Source organism: Peredibacter sp. HCB2-198 (genome assembly GCF_045999315.1).
GTDB lineage: Bacteria > Bdellovibrionota > Bacteriovoracia > Bacteriovoracales > Bacteriovoracaceae > Peredibacter.
The window spans coordinates 1,598,054-1,613,241 of sequence record NZ_CP174607.1; the positions used below are offsets into that span (position 1 = coordinate 1,598,054).

Below are 15,188 nucleotides of genomic sequence, written 5' to 3' on the forward strand. Positions count from 1 at the left end.
ATTATCCAATCATTTACGATTTTGGCCAGTTCAGAAATGTGGAGATTTTGATTAACAAATGCCGGGATGTTTGATATATCAAACCACATGACAATCAACCAAGCGCCGATGCTGACAAAGTTATTGGTTCGCTCTTTCCCTATTCACGAAGACCGAGAGATATCTGATATCGAATCTCGATTGATGCATTTAGGATTTATCCACGGTGAAATCATTCGAGTCACTCGTAAGGCCCCGCTTTTTAAAGAACCCATTCTGGTTGAGGTGCGCGGTCGAATGGTGGCCTTGTCAGCTGAAGAAGCAGGTCTCGTGCTAGTTGAGGTCTTGAAATGATCCCTCGTATTGCCCTCGTCGGTATGCCCAATGTGGGTAAAACTGCTCTTTTTAATAAACTAACTGGAAGTTTTCAACGTGTAGCGAACTTTCCCGGTGTAACAGTTGAAAAGAAAACAGGATGGATAAGTGAGGGTGGAGAAAAGATCATTGAAGTGATCGACCTTCCAGGGATTTATTCATTAGATGCCACAACTCTTGATGAGAAAGTCACGAAAGACTTTCTACTTAAAAAAGAATCTCAAAGCAGCGCTGATTTATTCGTATTGGTATTAGATGCGACTAACTTAGAGAAGTCACTGTTTCTTGCTTTCCAGTTAAAACAGTTGGGATACCCACTCATCATTGCACTTAATCTTTTTGATGAGGCGAAGAAGCGACAGCTCTCTTTAAATCTCGAAGAGTTTGCCAAACAACTCAATGCAGTTGTGGTTCCAACCAGTGCATCTACCGGAGAAGGCGTTGCTGATTTGGTGAAGGCCCTGAAAGTTGAACTTGGGAAAAAGCAAAAAGTGGAGCTGCATGTTCCTGAGCATGCTCAGAAAGTTTTTCGTTCACCTGCTTATGTGAATGGAATTTTTAAGAGCATTGATGGTCTTTTAAAAGATGTGACCATTAGTCCGCTGAGGCCTGATACGTTCAGTGAGCGCATTGATGGTCTGGTTCTTCATCCAGTATGGGGAATTGTGATTCTTTTCTCTCTTTTAATTCTGGTTTTTCAGACTCTCTTTACTTGGGCATCTCCATTAATGGACATGATCGAGGCGATGTTTGGTTCGATGGGTGAACTGGCATCAACTTACATTAGTAATGAACTTCTCAAGAGTCTTATCGTTGATGGTATTATTAGTGGTGTAGGGGGCGTGCTCGTTTTCCTTCCACAAATTGTTCTTCTATTCTTATTCATCCAGTTCCTTGAAGATCTTGGATATCTTGGACGTGCGGCATTCCTGATGGATTCATTCATGAGAAGAATTGGTCTTCCTGGTAAATCAGTGATCCCACTTCTTTCTTCTCACGCTTGTGCCATTCCGGGCATTCTTTCAACTCGAGTGATTGATAACTATCGTGAGCGTTTAATCACGATGCTGGTGATTCCTCTCACGACTTGTTCGGCCCGTCTTCCGGTTTACGCGATTCTAATTGGTGCTCTTATTCCCAATGTGGCGGTCTTTGGTTTGCCTTGGTTGAAACTTCCGGGACTCGTTCTTTTCGGACTTTATATGCTGGGCTTTGTTTCCGCCTTAGTGGTGTCCCTCGTATTTAAGAAAACTCTACCTCATTCATCTCCTTCGATGCTTTTGATGGAGCTTCCTCCTTATCGCGTTCCGAAGCTTAAAAATCTTCTCTTGGTCATGAAGAACAAGGCCATGATCTTCTTGAAGAAGGCCGGGGGAATCATTCTTGTCATTAGCGTCGTGATTTGGGTCCTTGTGACTTTCCCACAGAAAGATGGTGTTTCTCATATCGAAGAATCTTATGCTGCAAGCATTGGTCGGGTGTTCGAGCCGGTCTTTAAACCGCTTGGATTTGATTGGAGAATTACCACTGCTCTTATTCCAAGTGTTGGAGCGAGAGAAGTTGTGGTGAGCGCGCTTTCAATGGTGCTTTCAATTGAAGAGGGTGCAGAAGGTTTCGAGAAGAACATGTCGGCCGCTCTGGTTCAGCAGTTTGGTCTCGGCACTTTAGTGGCGCTTCTTATTTGGTTTGTGTTTGCTCCACAATGTATTTCTACATTTGCGGTGATGAAGCGAGAAACGGATTCGATGAAGTGGCCGATCATCATGGTGACTTACACTCTGACGCTGGCCTATCTCTTCGCATTTCTCGCACGAACGATTGTTAACCTTTGGTCTTAACTTGTTCCCAGTTCTTTAACTGCCAAATCGTGGTCACTTCTGCCACTTCTTTGCCATTTAAATCACGGATAATGGTCTTTAGAGGCTGAGAGTATTTTCCCTCGGTCTCAAGTCCTACGCGAACTTTTTCCACGTCAATCTGAGTTGGGGAACACATGGCCTCAAGGTCAGTGCGTCCTTGATAAGTGTATTTCACGCTAAGGTCAGACATGATAAGGCGATACTTACTAATGCCGAATGATTGCAATAGAGATAAACCAGCTGCGTATTCGCCCACCGTTGCCATAGCACAGGCGTGAACCCCACCGAGATGATTGTGATTTAATTTTCTATTCGGAAGCGCAATGACGACAGCATCGCGATTCAATGTTTTAATTTTAAAACCATGAGGAGCATTGAATGGAATTCCCACTTTGAGGACCTTGTCCAATGCCATGATGTTGAGTGGAGTTGGATTCGCGAGAAGTTTATCAATGAGCTTGTAAGCGGCCTTCATAAATTACCCCATGACCTTGTTGATTTGTTCTTGAGCGTCTTTCATTTCTTGGCGGATGCGAGTCACGACATCTTTTACCGGTTCAATCTTTTTAGTGAATTCAATTGAGCTTCCCGCCACCCATAACGTTTTATAAGAAGCGCTGAAGGCGGCCTTCTCTAATGCCTTCATCCCTTTATAGTAAGTGATCATCTTGGCATATTTTTTAAGCTGTTTGTTCTTGTTTAAAATTTCTTCCACAATGTTCTGTTCGGTCCCAATTTTTTGCACGTACGGAGTGTTGATCACGGTACAACGAGAACCAGAAAGTTTTGTTGTTACGACAATGTCATGAGCTCCGTATTTCACGCAGGCGTCTTTGTACTCTTGCGAAACAGGTGATTCATTGGTTGCAATAAATGGAGATCCAATAGAAAGTCCATCCGCTCCCAGGGCGAGCATAGAAACAACTCCGGCACCTGTTCCAACTCCGCCGGCCGAGATCACAGGTATTTTACAAACTGATTTTAAACTCGGAATGAGAGCGGAAGCAGGGATGTTTCCTAAATGGCCGCCGGCCCCTGAGTTCACAGCAATGATTCCATCCGCACCAAGGTCTTCAACTTTCTTCGCGTAGGTCTCTTCAATCACATCACAAAAAACTTTGATGCCTTGTTTTTTGGATTCACGAATGACTTCTTCCGGAGAACCAAGAGAAGTGATAAAGAAATTCACACCGAGATCAAGACACTTATAAAGTTGTTTCTTTGCCAGGATGTTTGATTTGTTAACGATGAGGTTTACACCGAAGGGTTTATTAGTTTGAGATTTAACTTCTTTAATGCCCGCTTCGAGTTCTTCGATGGTTCGGAAGTTCAGGGCCGGAATGCAACCAGCGATTCCATTTTCGGCCGCGGCCACAATCATCTTAGTGTTTGTGACAAGAAACATTGGGGCCATAATAATTGGTAATTCTATTCCCAACATCTCTGTAAGCTTCGTTTTCATACTTCTCCTATGGGGATTGGGCACGTGTGTCATTGTAAGGCAAAGTCATAGAAGTTTCACTTCCCAAACAACTTTGAATTATGGGTTAATTATACCAATCATTTTAATACAAGGATGGATGAAATGAAGAAATTGTCAGGATTATTGGCCCTTACTCTCTCAACCGTAGCGTTCGCAGCTCCAAAGGCTCAATGGCTGACAGTCGACAACCAGGTTCTCGCCAAAATCCGTCCAAAACTTAACAAATCAGTTCAAACAGTTTTCTCAGCACAAGGTGCTTCAGTCGTTAAACTAACGGCGGAAGAAGTTGAGCAACTTTCTGAGGTAATTCACCACGAGCTTAACCGTTGTGGTGGTTTCATGGCCCATGAAACTCAGGAAGAGGCAGTTACATCACTTTCTCAGCAAGGTGAAATGTATTTCGCTAAAAGCGCCATCTTCTCTGATTACACAATTAACCAGGCAGCGATGGTTCGTCCGATGGTCTCTCAGGTTACTGAACCATCTATTCGTGACATGATCATTAAGCTTTCAAACTTCAACACTCGTTTCTACAAATCAGAAACAGGTGTTAAATCTTCAGAGTTCATTCGTGATACTTGGGCGGCTCTCGCTCGTAACAGAAATGATGTGAAGGTAGAGCTTTACCAACATAAAAACTGGCCCCAGGCCTCGATCATTATGACAATTCCGGGCTCTGAGCGTCCGAATGAAGTTGTGATTGTTGGTGGTCACGCTGATTCAATCGCGGGCTTCTTCGGCGGTGGAGGACGCGCTCCAGGTGCTGATGACAATGCTTCAGGAATTGCCACAATTACTGAGGTCATTAAAATTTTGATGAACAACAACTTTAAACCAAAACGCACGATCCAGTTCATGGGGTACGCGGCCGAGGAAGTTGGTCTTCTAGGTTCAAAAGATATCGCAACATCTTATAAGCAAAAAGGCACCCAGGTAGTGGGAGTTATGCAACTGGATATGACTCTTTATAAGGGAAGCGCTGACAAAGATATCGTGCTTATGTCGGATTATTCTAACCAGGCCCAAAATGAATTTATCGGAAAACTGGTGGATGAGTATGTAAAAGTACCTTGGGGCTACTCTCGTTGTGGTTATGGCTGTTCTGATCACGCTTCATGGACTGCCAATGGTTATCCGGCTTCAATGCCTCATGAATCGACAATGAATGAAAGCAATAAAAAAATCCATACTGCTCAGGATACTCTAGAAACTTCTGGCGGTGATGCGAAGCACGCTGCTAAATTTGCTAAGTTGGCCACAGCTTTTGTGGTAGAATTAGCAAACTAATAGGAAATTAAATTAATTTGAGCAATGAACTTAGGTCCCTTTATCAGGACATCCGCACTAATTTAGAAACTTCACGTAAAGCTTTAATAACGACTAGTATTCTGGGAGACGATGAGTCTTCCAGAATGCGACCTCTCGAGGATTCCGAGATTGTTTTAGATACTCTGGAATCTATCGCAGTTGATACTCGAGCAATGCTCGATGCCCATCCATCTTTAGAATCTCTTTTTGAAAAATCATTCGGACGAATTCGTGAAGTCTTCGACCGCGAGGCGATTGTTGAAACAGCATTGGTGGAAGATTTTATTTTCCCAGTGACTTCAACTTATCCTGTAGTGGTAGACGGCCAGTTTAGTCGTGAGATGACCGAGTCTTATAAGGACACTTACAAGGCCTGGACAGAAGAGAAGATCACTAAGCACCTTGAGACGCAAAATCTGGTTAAATTAAACTTTGATATTAAGCTCAATGACCGCGATCTAAGCTGTCAGTGTGTTCAGTGTCTTGGGGACTATCGTACTCAGGTGAGAGAAGCGGTATTCGCGACTCAAACGGCCCTGATTGATAAGATTGAAGAAAAACTCCATGACTGGGTCCTGGTTAAGCGAATCAGCGATATTTCAAACGCGGTGTTTGATCTTAAAAAGAACCTGGATAAAAATTTTCATCAATTAAGAAATAAGCTTAAACGTTCTTCGGTGAATAAGCTTGAGAACGAAGTGAAGCACCACTTTCGTACTAAGTTCGGCTCTAAGTCTGAACTGGGGAAAGTTTATAAAGAAAAGCTCACTGTATTCTTCAACACGCTTTTAGTTGAACAAGGACTAAAACCCGAACTTGTTTCTGCGGAAGAATATGATCGTTTTTACCTTCAATTGGAAACTAATATCTGGAAAGGCGAAGTTTTCCTCCGTAAAGAGTTTGAACGCTTCACAGGAGCGATCCTTGCTCTTAAACGTAAAGACGTTTCTTCGTCGATTCTGAGAGATTATCTAGGGCAATTCTGGCTACACGCTGATGCCCGTCGTATGAATCGTCGTGTGATTTATCACATGGGCCCTACGAACTCTGGTAAAACTTATCACGCTATCGAAGCTCTGGTTCAAGCGAAGAAGGGTTGTTATTTAGCACCTCTAAGACTCCTGGCCTCTGAGCTTTTTGATACCATGAATGCTAAGGGTGCTAAGACCACACTTCTTACCGGTGAAGAAGTGATCGAGGTCCCTGATGCAACTCATTTCTCATCAACCATTGAAATGGCCAAACTTCAAAGTAAGTTTGATTGTTGTGTAATTGATGAGATTCAAATGCTGACTGATCCTCAGAGGGGCTGGGCCTGGACCCGCGCTCTGGTGAACATCCAAGCAGATGAAATTCACCTTTGTGGTGATCACTCTGTTCTGGAGCTAGTGAAAAAGATCCTCGCTCTTTGTGGTGATACCCTGGAAGTGCGTGAGTACACTCGTATGACAGAACTCAATGTTCTGAATCATCAGATTCCATTGTCGCAAATGCAGAAGAACGATGCTCTGATCGTTTTCTCTCGTAGAAATGCTTTGAAATATAAAGCAGATCTTGAAGAACTTGATTTTAAAGTGTCGATTGTTTACGGTCGTCTTTCTCCGGAAGTTCGTCGTGAGCAGGCCCGTAAATTTGATGAAGGTGAAACCGATATCATGGTATCAACTGATGCCATCGCCATGGGGATGAACCTTCCTGTAAGACGTATCGTCTTTTCTGCCCTTTCTAAGTTTGTAGACGACAAAGAGAACCCTCTCACATATTCAGAGATTAAACAGATCGCTGGCCGTGCCGGACGTTTTAAGCGTTTTCCGGTAGGTGAGGTGACCACACTTAACCGTGTGGAAGACGGTCTTCATATTCTTCGAAATGCTCTCTCTCACCACTTAGGTCAGAGTGATAAAGCGATGGTTGGTCCGGATTTGGATATCTTCTCCTCCGTGAATCATGCCCTTGAGTCGAATTCACTTCCAATTCTTTCGCTTTCTGAGTTCCTGCGCCTATTCAATACCATGACTTTCCAAAAGCCATTCTATTGCGTGGATATGAAAGAAATGATTGAGCTCGCAGAGATGGTGGAAGCGGCCGATGAGAACCGAACACTTACTTATGCTGAGATCTTCGGATTCGCATGTGCCCCAGTGAACTTGGGTCTTATGGAGCACGTTCAGTACTACATGTGGATTCTTAACCACTACGTGAGTAACCAAAGTATTTTCAATGAACCGATTGATGAAAAATCGGACAATATTGATTACCTCGAGACTTCAATTAAGTGCGTAGAGCTCTTCCAGTGGTTATCTCGTCACTTCAATCAGAAGAACTTTGAATACGATGAAAAACAGCTTCTCGAGAACAAGGCCAAGGCGATTGAGCGCCTGAACGAGCTTCTTTCAGACAAGATCTCTAAAACTTGTTCAAGTTGCGGATGTAAGATGCCGGCCAATGCTCGCTTCAATATCTGTGACGAGTGTTTCTCTAAACGTCGTTTTGCTCGTCGTGGACCTCGCCCTGAAGGTGAAGGCGAAGCGAGACGAGAGGACCGTCCTCGCCGCCATGGTGGAGGACCAAAGCACGGTGGACCACGCCCTCAAAGAAGTGAAGGCGGCGGTAGCAGTGGCAGTGGACGTAGTAACAAGGGACCAAATCGTTCTAAGCCTTCTCATGGAAAGAGTGGTGGCGGAGGAAAGAAAGATGCCGCAAAAGCTTTCCGAAAATTCCGATAAAATTTCATACTATGATTTCGCGAAGCTTGTCCTTCTAGGTGAAAACCTGGAAGACAAGCTCATATCTCCGACAATTGATTGGTCGGAGTGGAAAGATTTTGAGCTGCCTAAACTTCCGGGGCGTACGGGGAAAATTGCTTTCTCTGATGAACAAATCAAGTTCCCTAAATCTGCTCGTTTGAATGAGACCGATAAGAAGGCAATTGCTCTCCATAGTTTTGCTAATCACGAGTTACTCGCGATTGAAATGATGGCCGCGGCCCTTTTGATTTATCCGCATAAAACCGAGGACGATGTTCGTTTTAAGCGCGGAATTTTGACCGCCCTTAAAGAAGAACAAAAACACCTTTCGCTTTATATTGGTCGCCTCAATCAACTGGGATATCAGTTTGGCGATTTTCCTCTGAATGATTTTTTCTGGCGTCAGATGGAAAAGCTCAAAACTCCTTCTCAATATGCGGCGGTGATGGCCCTTACTTTTGAGGCCGCGAATTTGGATTTTGCTCAACACTACGCCAGACTCTTCCGTGAATTCGGTGATATTGAGACCGCTCAGATTTTAGAAATAGTTTTAGAAGATGAGATAGGGCATGTGGCCTTTGGGGCCCACTGGATGAAGAAATGGAGAGAGGATAAAACTCTTTGGCAGTACTACATGGATTCACTTCCATGGCCCCTGACTCCAGCACGCAGCAAGGGCATTGGCTTTGATCCAAAGATTCATGAGAGGGCCATGAGTGATCAGGACTTCATTCAGGAACTTAAAAACTACGACGATCAATTTCAAATCACGAAGAGGACCTAAATGAAGGCCCTGTTAGTGAATGCTGATTATGAGATCGCTCTGTTTGAAGGTCGTCCGGCCCCTAAAATCGTGAATCAATCGCTGGAGTTCCTGGCGCTATTTTTAGAACAGAAACCTTTATTTTCTACCAAAAAGTACTCTCAGGACTATCTGGATTATGTCGAGGCCATCTCAGGACATAAACCAGTTATTGTGGCTTCTGGCCCGACTGAAAATTGGTGGGGGAAGCTCGCAGATCTTCATCTCGAGCAACGCCTTAATTCTAAAATTGAAAGTTCAAAACTTCTGATTGATCAAGGCTGGGACGATCACACATTTATTATTCATTCTCTAGATGAACTCCAGAACTTGGATGATCGTCTTTATCTCGCTAAGAATCCTTTCGGAATGTCTGGCCAGAACTTTGTGACGTTTAACAAGTGTGCCGTAAATAAAGTGGAGCCTTTGTTAAAGCATGGAGCAGTCATTGTTGAACCACTCTTTGACCGCAAATATGATTTCTCTCATTACGTTTTTTCAGATGGCAAACGCATCTGCTATCAGAATTTAGTGGATGATAAGTTTCAATACCGAGGCACCGTTTTTAATGGTGGCACTACAATTCAGGATCTGAGCTTTTACTCTGACGTTTCTCAATCAGAATGGAAAAAGTTTCAAGAGAGAGTGGAAGCAATTATTAAGCACTATCGCTCAATCGGCGCGACTGATGGTTTCTCGATTGATTCATTTGTTTACTTGGAGAGAGGAGAACTCAAAATCCGCGTGATGAGTGAAGTGAATTATCGCCGCACGATGGGTCTTGTGGCCCATGAGCTTGCTCAGAAATATGGCAACCGTTGGAGTTGTTTTCTCTTAGGAAAAACGCTTAATCACAAACAGGTTCCCGTAGATCCTCATCTGATCCAATTGTCTCCAGGAGATACTCGATTTGAAATGTTCTTTCTGTCTGGTGGAAAAGAGAAATTTCTAGAATTAAAACGATTACTGCCTGACTGCCAGTTTTCGGTAGAGCTCTAGGATAATTTTTCCTGCTTCTTCTGGAGTGGCCCCATAGGAAATGATTCCGTCTTCGTGACCTTTCATCACAAATATTCCAGATGTCTTAGTTCCCATTAGCTGAGAAGCTGCTTCTGCCATGGCCTGAGTTCCATAAGGAACGTCATCCGAAATATAATCAAATGGACCATTACACATCATCTCCCAAAGTTTTTGGTGATGAACGTGAAACACATAATGAATATTTGGATTCGCCTCATACATGCCGTAATGAGTGAGTGATTCACTTGAAGGAGGAATAAGTCCTTCTGCTGTTACAGATCCTTTCTTTAAATCACATTCAATCACTTTCGAATAATGATGGGCCTGAAGGTGGGCCAAGTGACCTGTTTGGCTGCCTGTGATGATGAAATTTTTCTTTCCGATGCGCGAAGAGAGGTTTCCATAGCCGATTTTATCAATCGGATACTCCCCAATCAGACCCAGCTTAAAGAACAGCGCCCGCCACTTTTCTAAGGCAATGACCTGATTCATTTCAGGGGCCGGTGCCCGTTTTAGTGTTAATTTGAACTTGATGACGCCTTCGTCACGATTGGTATTCACAGATAAGTCCTTGATCTCCTATGGGATTTGATTGCAAATGCCACAGGCTCCCTTATAATGAGAATACTGGATAACATAGTCTAAGTACAAGACCCATTTCAAATAGGAGCGGTTATCCTCGATAAAATCGTCAATGACTTGAAGGCCAAGCTTCCTTTTCTTAAAAAGAAGGATGAAGGCGACGAGTTAGAAGAAAATTCAGAAGCAGATGAGTCATCACGTTCAGAGGATGTGACGGGTGCTACTGATTTGTCTTCAGTTGAAGACATTGAAGAAGATGAAGAAGCAGTTGCTTCGAATGCCTCTCTTATTCATAAGTTAAAAGCAAAAATTCAGTCTCTAAGCACCAAGCCTTCTAAGGCAAAAAAAGAAAGTGTTGAAGCGACGGAAGGTCCCGCTGACGATGATGAGGCGGCCAAGAAGAAAAAACGCAGTCGCATTATTCAGGCAGTGATTGGTTTGGGTCTTGTTGTCTTCCTGGCGGAAGATTACATCATTCCAAAAGAAGAACCGATGGACAATACACCGGTTCCACCTCCGAAAGCGCGTCCTCGTCCAGAGCCCAAACCAGCGGAAACAACTCCGCCGGCCACAGTTGAAACTCCGGCGACCCCAACTGAAGCAACGACGCCACCAACTGAAACTGCGGCAACTCCAACTGAGGTAACTCCTGCTCCAACTGAAGTGGCGCCAACAGAAACCACTCCAGCAGAAACTACACCGAGTGAGACAGTGGCGACGGAGCCATCGACAACAACTGAGACTCTTCCTGATTCGCCGGTTGATGTAACGTCGACCGAAATTCCATCCGGCCCAATTGAAGCGACTCCGGAAGACACGGCCCCTGCTATTGAAGAGCCTTCAACAACTCCGGATACGACTATCACTGAAACTCCGTCTGAAACAACTCCATCCGTTTCTATGGACACGATTGATGGCGAAGTCACACCATCTGAAGATAATCTTACTGATCAAATTCTTCAGGACCTTGAGAAGCAGGCGAAAGACACTGAACCTAAGAAAACAATCAAAGAATACGTGGCCCCACCTGATTATGAGTATCGTGGTCGCGGTCTTGTTTATAACTGTGCTGGCAAACACTGGGCCTGTATCGATGCTCCAAGCTACAAAATCTGCGAAGACAATGCGGCCTCAACTCAGTTCTTAAAGAAGACGGTTGAATGTCATCCCGTGAATATCTATGAAACACAAAAGGGCTGTGAAAGCACTCAGAATAGAATGGTGTCGAGTAGTGCGAAGACGGCGTTCTGTAACTAGAAATAGTTAAGCGGCGTTCTTGTCGAATTTCTTGTCCATAAGTGGAATGAAAAATTGGTCTTCGCCTTTAAGCGCTTCCTTCTTCATACCTTGAATGAACATTTTAACAAGATGCGGATCGAATTGAGTGCCTGAGAACTGAATCAGTTCTTCGAAGGCCACTTCATAAGGAAGCCCTTTACGATAAGGACGAGTTGAAGTCATGGCATCAAATGTATCTGCAATAAGAATGATTCTTGCGGCAGTTGGAATCTCTTCGCCTTTAAGACCAAGAGGATAACCTTTACCATCGAAACGCTCATGGTGAAGACGAGCGTTATCAGCAATTTTTTCGAACATCGGAAAATCTTTCAGAATTTCGTAAGAATTCTCCGGGTGTTTTTTCATGATCTGGAATTCTTCTTCAGATAAACGAGAAGGCTTATTTAACACGGCATCGGGAGTTCCGATTTTGCCGATATCATGGAAAATTGCAGACAGTTCAAGCTCATACATTTCTTCTGGTGAAAGACCTGCTTCTGCGCCTGTTACTAGCGAGAAGTAAGCAACACGCATGCTGTGTCCAAATGTATAATTATCTTTAGCGTCGAGGGCCTTAAGGATAGTGCGAGCGGCCTGTTCACTGATTTTTTTGTTTTCATCTTTTAATGCTTCTACTTGTGCTGCCATTCCCAGTAAGGAAAGAGCAGTACTCATTGTCGGCAGCTCGAAGACATTATTTTTTTTCATAGTTTCATCCAACTAAAAAAACAGTGAAAGAACCTTCCACTTGATAAATTCTCTTCGGTTGTTTTGCAGAAAAATAAACGGTAAAATGAGGGGGTCCTCTAAATAAGCCCTAAGTACATAAAATAATTGTGATTTAGATACCATGAAGGTGCCGCAAATGATCATTTTGGATGAACGCAACTATCTGAAACCTGAGCTCGAGTCCAAGGGCTTTTCGATTTTCGACTTCTTTGAAAATCATCAGGTGATGGACCTTAAAACGTTCAATGCTCTTGAACTGAAACGACGTGGAGAGTTTTTACTCGTTGATACGCAAACTATTTTGAACCAGCCTCCAAGTGCTCAGGAGGGCTTTAAGGCCGTCATGAATACTTTCTTAGGCGCGGTTTTTTTTCATGAACAAAGTAATGTGAAGGCCCATGAATGGGTGCAGAACGAAGCGGCCTTTTTGACAAAGATCATTGGAGAGTATTCACTTCCCATGCCTCAGTTGAACTGGACCATGCTTTCTAATCAGCTGCAATTTTTCTGGAATCTCCTCGAAGATCAGCGCATGCTTCAAAAACACATGGCCCAATTTAGCGTTGAACTAGATCAAGTTCTACAAAACGCTGAAGTGGAAATGGTGAAAGCAAAGAAGATCCATGAGATGCTGATTCCTCGCCGTACGGATGAAATTAAAGGCGTTTCTTTTACAAATAAATATGCCGCGGGAGAAGGTGGTGGTGGAGAGTTTTATGATCTTCATCAAACTCCATCAAAGGTCTTTCAGATCATGGTGGCCAGCCAGTCATATTTGATTTCAAGTGCGCTCTTGGGAATTCTGGGCCAGCACCGTGAGAAGGATTTTAATCCTGCTGCGTTCTTAAATGATGCTCAGGCTGAAATCGAGACCATCAATGGTGCGAAAAAGAAAAAGTCAGAGGTAGAAGTCACGGTTCTGGAATTAGATCTTGGGACTTTGGAACTTAAATTACATTCTGCCAATAAACCCGAGCTTCATAGTCAGTTGAATGGTCGCATTGAGCTGGACCGCGATAAAGCATACAAGCTCTCTAAAGGAGAGAAATTCATTGTTTTCTCTCCGGGATTCATCTTTAATTGGAAAGAAGGACATCCCAACAAAAACATTCATGATTTCCTAAAAAGTCATGAGAAGTTGAACGCCTCTGAGACCTTATCAGAGCTTTTCTTCCAACTTAAAGAAGGGAAGGAGAGTCAGTTCTTAACAAAAGACGCGACCGTAGTAGTGATGGAGGTTAACCGTCATGGCATTCATAAAGTTTAGTTTCTTTTTTGTTCTCTTAGTAAGCAGCGCTTTTGCTCAAACTCGATTTAGTTCGAAGAGCTGTCTGGATGCTACTTACAAAATGAAAATGATTCAGAAAGGGCCCCTTTTTGGTCTTCTGAAGCAAGAGTTCGTGATTAATAAGAAGAACTGTATCGTTCATATCTCACACAAAAAATACCTTCCAAAAGAGTGGATCGTGGACGTTTGTCGTGAACCGGTTCACATCAAAGTAACTTCTGCCACAGGTGTTGATGTTGCTAAGAAAGAGGCCGAGTGTATTCACCAGGACAAATCGAAAGACACATCAGACTTTTGTTCACAGTACTTCAATATGATGGATGTGATTCAGGACGACGGTCTGATTTTTGCCGAAGGTGATCGCGATAATCTAAGTTCAGATCACGGTAAGACTTTTTGTACTTATCTATTAATGAAGAAATATTTGAATGAGTCTGTGGTGTTTAGCCGTTATACAGAAGTTCCGGATATTTTCTCTGAGAAGGCGAAGGAAGTGACTCCAGCTCCGGTTGTACCAACGGCACCGGCAGAGCCTAAGAAAGAAAATCAGGAGGCGAAGTTAACAACACCTCCTGAAGTTCCCGTTAAAACAACATCAGACGCGACTAAAAGCGTGCTCTAAATCCTTCACTAGATCATCACTATCTTCAATACCAACTGAGAGACGGATTAGGTTATCAAAAATACCTAGTCCTTCTCTTACGTTTTTAGGAATCGAAGCATGAGTCATAATTGCTGGATGATCTACCAGAGATTCAACTCCACCAAGTGATTCTGCTAGAGCAAACAGTTTTACGTTCTCAAGGAACTTACGAGATTCATCAATTCCACCCTTGATGAAGAAAGTAATCATCCCACCGGCGCCCTTCATTTGCTTTTGAGCAAGTTCATACTGAGGGTGAGACTTAAGACCAGGATAAATAACTCTTTCAACTTTTGGGTGCTTCTCAAGGAACTGTGCGATCTTCATCGCGTTTTCCTGATGGGCCTTCATTCTTACCGCAAGAGTCTTGATCCCACGAAGAACGAGCCATGAATCAAATGGTGACTGAGAAGGGCCAATGGCGTTTTGGTAGAAGAAGATTTTCTCTTTGATTTCGTCAGAGTTAAACATCAATGCACCACCAACGACATCAGAGTGACCGTTGATGAATTTTGTCATTGAGTGAAGAACGATATCAGCACCGTGATCAAGCGGGTTCTGGAAGAACGGGCTCATGAACGTGTTATCAACCACTGTCAGAGCACCGACTTTTTTCGCCATCGCGGCCACTGCCTTGATATCAGAAATCTTAAGAAGTGGGTTCGTTGGAGTTTCAAGCCATACAAGTGCTGGCTTTGTCTCATTGATTTCTTTCTCAAGCTTTACCAGGTCAGTTGTGTCCACAAATTTATACTGGTGAATATCGTTAAATACTTTTGAGAAAAGACGGTAAGTGCCACCATAAACGTCGTCACCGCAAAGGATCTTTGAACCTTTGGGAAGCATATGCATGATAAGAGAAGAGGCCGAAAGACCTGAAGCAGTTACGAAACAGTGCTTAGCATTTTCTAGTGAAGCAAGACACTCTTGAAGACGAGTACGAGTTGGGTTGTGAGAACGAGTGTACTCATAACCTTTGTGCTCACCCGGTGAACTTTGCACATAAGTTGAAGTTTGGAAGATAGGAGGCATGATCGCACCCGTTGTTGGATCCGGCTCGCCGCCTACGTGGATAACTTTCGTTTCGAATTTCAT

The 15,188-nt window shown here is 43.5% G+C and carries 14 protein-coding genes; 9 read left to right on the forward strand and 5 right to left on the reverse strand.

What is annotated here, in order from left to right; all coding sequences use genetic code 11:
• Nucleotides 1–87: 87 nt before the first annotated feature.
• Nucleotides 88–333 carry a FeoA family protein gene (locus ACJVC5_RS08065; RefSeq protein WP_408098861.1) on the forward strand — a complete coding sequence of 82 codons (246 nt, stop codon included), beginning with the start codon at nucleotides 88–90 and terminating at the stop codon, nucleotides 331–333.
• Nucleotides 330–2,192, forward strand: coding sequence for a ferrous iron transporter B (feoB, locus tag ACJVC5_RS08070; protein WP_408098862.1), 1,863 nt, complete (start codon nucleotides 330–332; stop codon nucleotides 2,190–2,192). The genes ACJVC5_RS08065 and feoB overlap by 4 nt, the downstream gene beginning before the upstream one ends.
• Here the strand turns inward: feoB and ACJVC5_RS08075 are convergent.
• Nucleotides 2,176–2,688, reverse strand: coding sequence for a DUF4442 domain-containing protein (locus tag ACJVC5_RS08075; RefSeq protein WP_408098863.1), 513 nt, complete (start codon nucleotides 2,686–2,688; stop codon nucleotides 2,176–2,178). The two genes, feoB and ACJVC5_RS08075, sit on opposite strands and share 17 nt — an antisense overlap.
• A gap of 3 nt (nucleotides 2,689–2,691) precedes the next feature.
• Entirely contained in the window at nucleotides 2,692–3,708 is a 1,017-nt protein-coding gene (locus tag ACJVC5_RS08080) for an NAD(P)H-dependent flavin oxidoreductase (RefSeq protein WP_408098864.1), read from the reverse strand.
• A gap of 90 nt (nucleotides 3,709–3,798) precedes the next feature.
• Here ACJVC5_RS08080 and ACJVC5_RS08085 point away from each other — a divergent pair, with 90 nt between their 5' ends.
• The 4 genes from ACJVC5_RS08085 (at nucleotide 3,799) to ACJVC5_RS08100 (ending at nucleotide 9,552) form a co-directional block, all read left to right on the forward strand.
• Nucleotides 3,799–4,983 carry a M28 family metallopeptidase gene (locus ACJVC5_RS08085; protein WP_408098865.1) on the forward strand — a complete coding sequence of 395 codons (1,185 nt, stop codon included), beginning with the start codon at nucleotides 3,799–3,801 and terminating at the stop codon, nucleotides 4,981–4,983.
• A 125-nt stretch (nucleotides 4,984–5,108) separates the two neighbouring features.
• Entirely contained in the window at nucleotides 5,109–7,730 is a 2,622-nt protein-coding gene (locus ACJVC5_RS08090; RefSeq protein ID WP_408098866.1) for a helicase-related protein, read from the forward strand.
• On the forward strand, nucleotides 7,699–8,535 hold the full coding sequence (locus tag ACJVC5_RS08095) for a DUF455 family protein (protein WP_408098867.1): 837 nt from the start codon (nucleotides 7,699–7,701) through the stop codon (nucleotides 8,533–8,535). The genes ACJVC5_RS08090 and ACJVC5_RS08095 overlap by 32 nt, the downstream gene beginning before the upstream one ends.
• Nucleotides 8,536–9,552, forward strand: a complete 1,017-nt coding sequence (locus ACJVC5_RS08100) for a hypothetical protein (protein WP_408098868.1) — start codon at nucleotides 8,536–8,538, stop codon at nucleotides 9,550–9,552. It abuts the gene before it with no gap.
• Here ACJVC5_RS08100 and ACJVC5_RS08105 read toward each other — a convergent pair.
• Nucleotides 9,517–10,134: a class II aldolase/adducin family protein gene (locus ACJVC5_RS08105; protein WP_408098869.1), complete on the reverse strand. Its 618-nt coding sequence runs from the start codon at nucleotides 10,132–10,134 to the stop codon at nucleotides 9,517–9,519. The genes ACJVC5_RS08100 and ACJVC5_RS08105 overlap by 36 nt on opposite strands.
• A gap of 138 nt (nucleotides 10,135–10,272) precedes the next feature.
• Between ACJVC5_RS08105 and ACJVC5_RS08110 the strand changes: the two genes are divergently transcribed.
• Entirely contained in the window at nucleotides 10,273–11,412 is a 1,140-nt protein-coding gene (locus ACJVC5_RS08110; protein ID WP_408098870.1) for a hypothetical protein, read from the forward strand.
• Nucleotides 11,413–11,418: 6 nt separating this feature from the next.
• Here the strand turns inward: ACJVC5_RS08110 and ACJVC5_RS08115 are convergent, their stop codons facing one another.
• Nucleotides 11,419–12,141, reverse strand: coding sequence for an HD-GYP domain-containing protein (locus ACJVC5_RS08115; RefSeq protein WP_408098871.1), 723 nt, complete (start codon nucleotides 12,139–12,141; stop codon nucleotides 11,419–11,421).
• A 157-nt stretch (nucleotides 12,142–12,298) separates the two neighbouring features.
• On the opposite strand from ACJVC5_RS08115, the gene ACJVC5_RS08120 reads away from it, so the two are divergent.
• Together ACJVC5_RS08120 and ACJVC5_RS08125 are read left to right on the forward strand one after the other, a co-directional pair.
• Complete coding sequence (locus ACJVC5_RS08120) at nucleotides 12,299–13,429, forward strand: hypothetical protein (protein WP_408098872.1); 1,131 nt, start codon at nucleotides 12,299–12,301, stop codon at nucleotides 13,427–13,429.
• A complete protein-coding gene (locus tag ACJVC5_RS08125) occupies nucleotides 13,410–14,072 on the forward strand; it encodes a hypothetical protein (RefSeq protein ID WP_408098873.1) in 663 nt (220 codons plus the stop codon). Before ACJVC5_RS08120 ends, ACJVC5_RS08125 begins: the two co-directional genes overlap by 20 nt.
• On the opposite strand, the gene ACJVC5_RS08130 is transcribed toward ACJVC5_RS08125, so the two are convergent.
• Nucleotides 14,046–15,188, reverse strand: coding sequence for a trans-sulfuration enzyme family protein (locus ACJVC5_RS08130; RefSeq protein WP_408099228.1), 1,143 nt, complete (start codon nucleotides 15,186–15,188; stop codon nucleotides 14,046–14,048). The genes ACJVC5_RS08125 and ACJVC5_RS08130 overlap by 27 nt on opposite strands.

Coding starts and splice junctions, on each gene's coding strand:
- ACJVC5_RS08065 (WP_408098861.1), top strand. CDS start 88: ATGACAATCAACCAAGCGCCGATGCTGACAAAGTTATTGGTTCGCTCT.
- feoB (WP_408098862.1), top strand. CDS start 330: ATGATCCCTCGTATTGCCCTCGTCGGTATGCCCAATGTGGGTAAAACT.
- ACJVC5_RS08075 (WP_408098863.1), bottom strand. CDS start 2,688: ATGAAGGCCGCTTACAAGCTCATTGATAAACTTCTCGCGAATCCAACT.
- ACJVC5_RS08080 (WP_408098864.1), bottom strand. CDS start 3,708: ATGACACACGTGCCCAATCCCCATAGGAGAAGTATGAAAACGAAGCTT.
- ACJVC5_RS08085 (WP_408098865.1), top strand. CDS start 3,799: ATGAAGAAATTGTCAGGATTATTGGCCCTTACTCTCTCAACCGTAGCG.
- ACJVC5_RS08090 (WP_408098866.1), top strand. CDS start 5,109: ATGCGACCTCTCGAGGATTCCGAGATTGTTTTAGATACTCTGGAATCT.
- ACJVC5_RS08095 (WP_408098867.1), top strand. CDS start 7,699: ATGCCGCAAAAGCTTTCCGAAAATTCCGATAAAATTTCATACTATGAT.
- ACJVC5_RS08100 (WP_408098868.1), top strand. CDS start 8,536: ATGAAGGCCCTGTTAGTGAATGCTGATTATGAGATCGCTCTGTTTGAA.
- ACJVC5_RS08115 (WP_408098871.1), bottom strand. CDS start 12,141: ATGAAAAAAAATAATGTCTTCGAGCTGCCGACAATGAGTACTGCTCTT.
- ACJVC5_RS08120 (WP_408098872.1), top strand. CDS start 12,299: ATGATCATTTTGGATGAACGCAACTATCTGAAACCTGAGCTCGAGTCC.
- ACJVC5_RS08125 (WP_408098873.1), top strand. CDS start 13,410: ATGGCATTCATAAAGTTTAGTTTCTTTTTTGTTCTCTTAGTAAGCAGC.
- ACJVC5_RS08130 (WP_408099228.1), bottom strand. CDS start 15,188: ATGAAATTCGAAACGAAAGTTATCCACGTAGGCGGCGAGCCGGATCCA.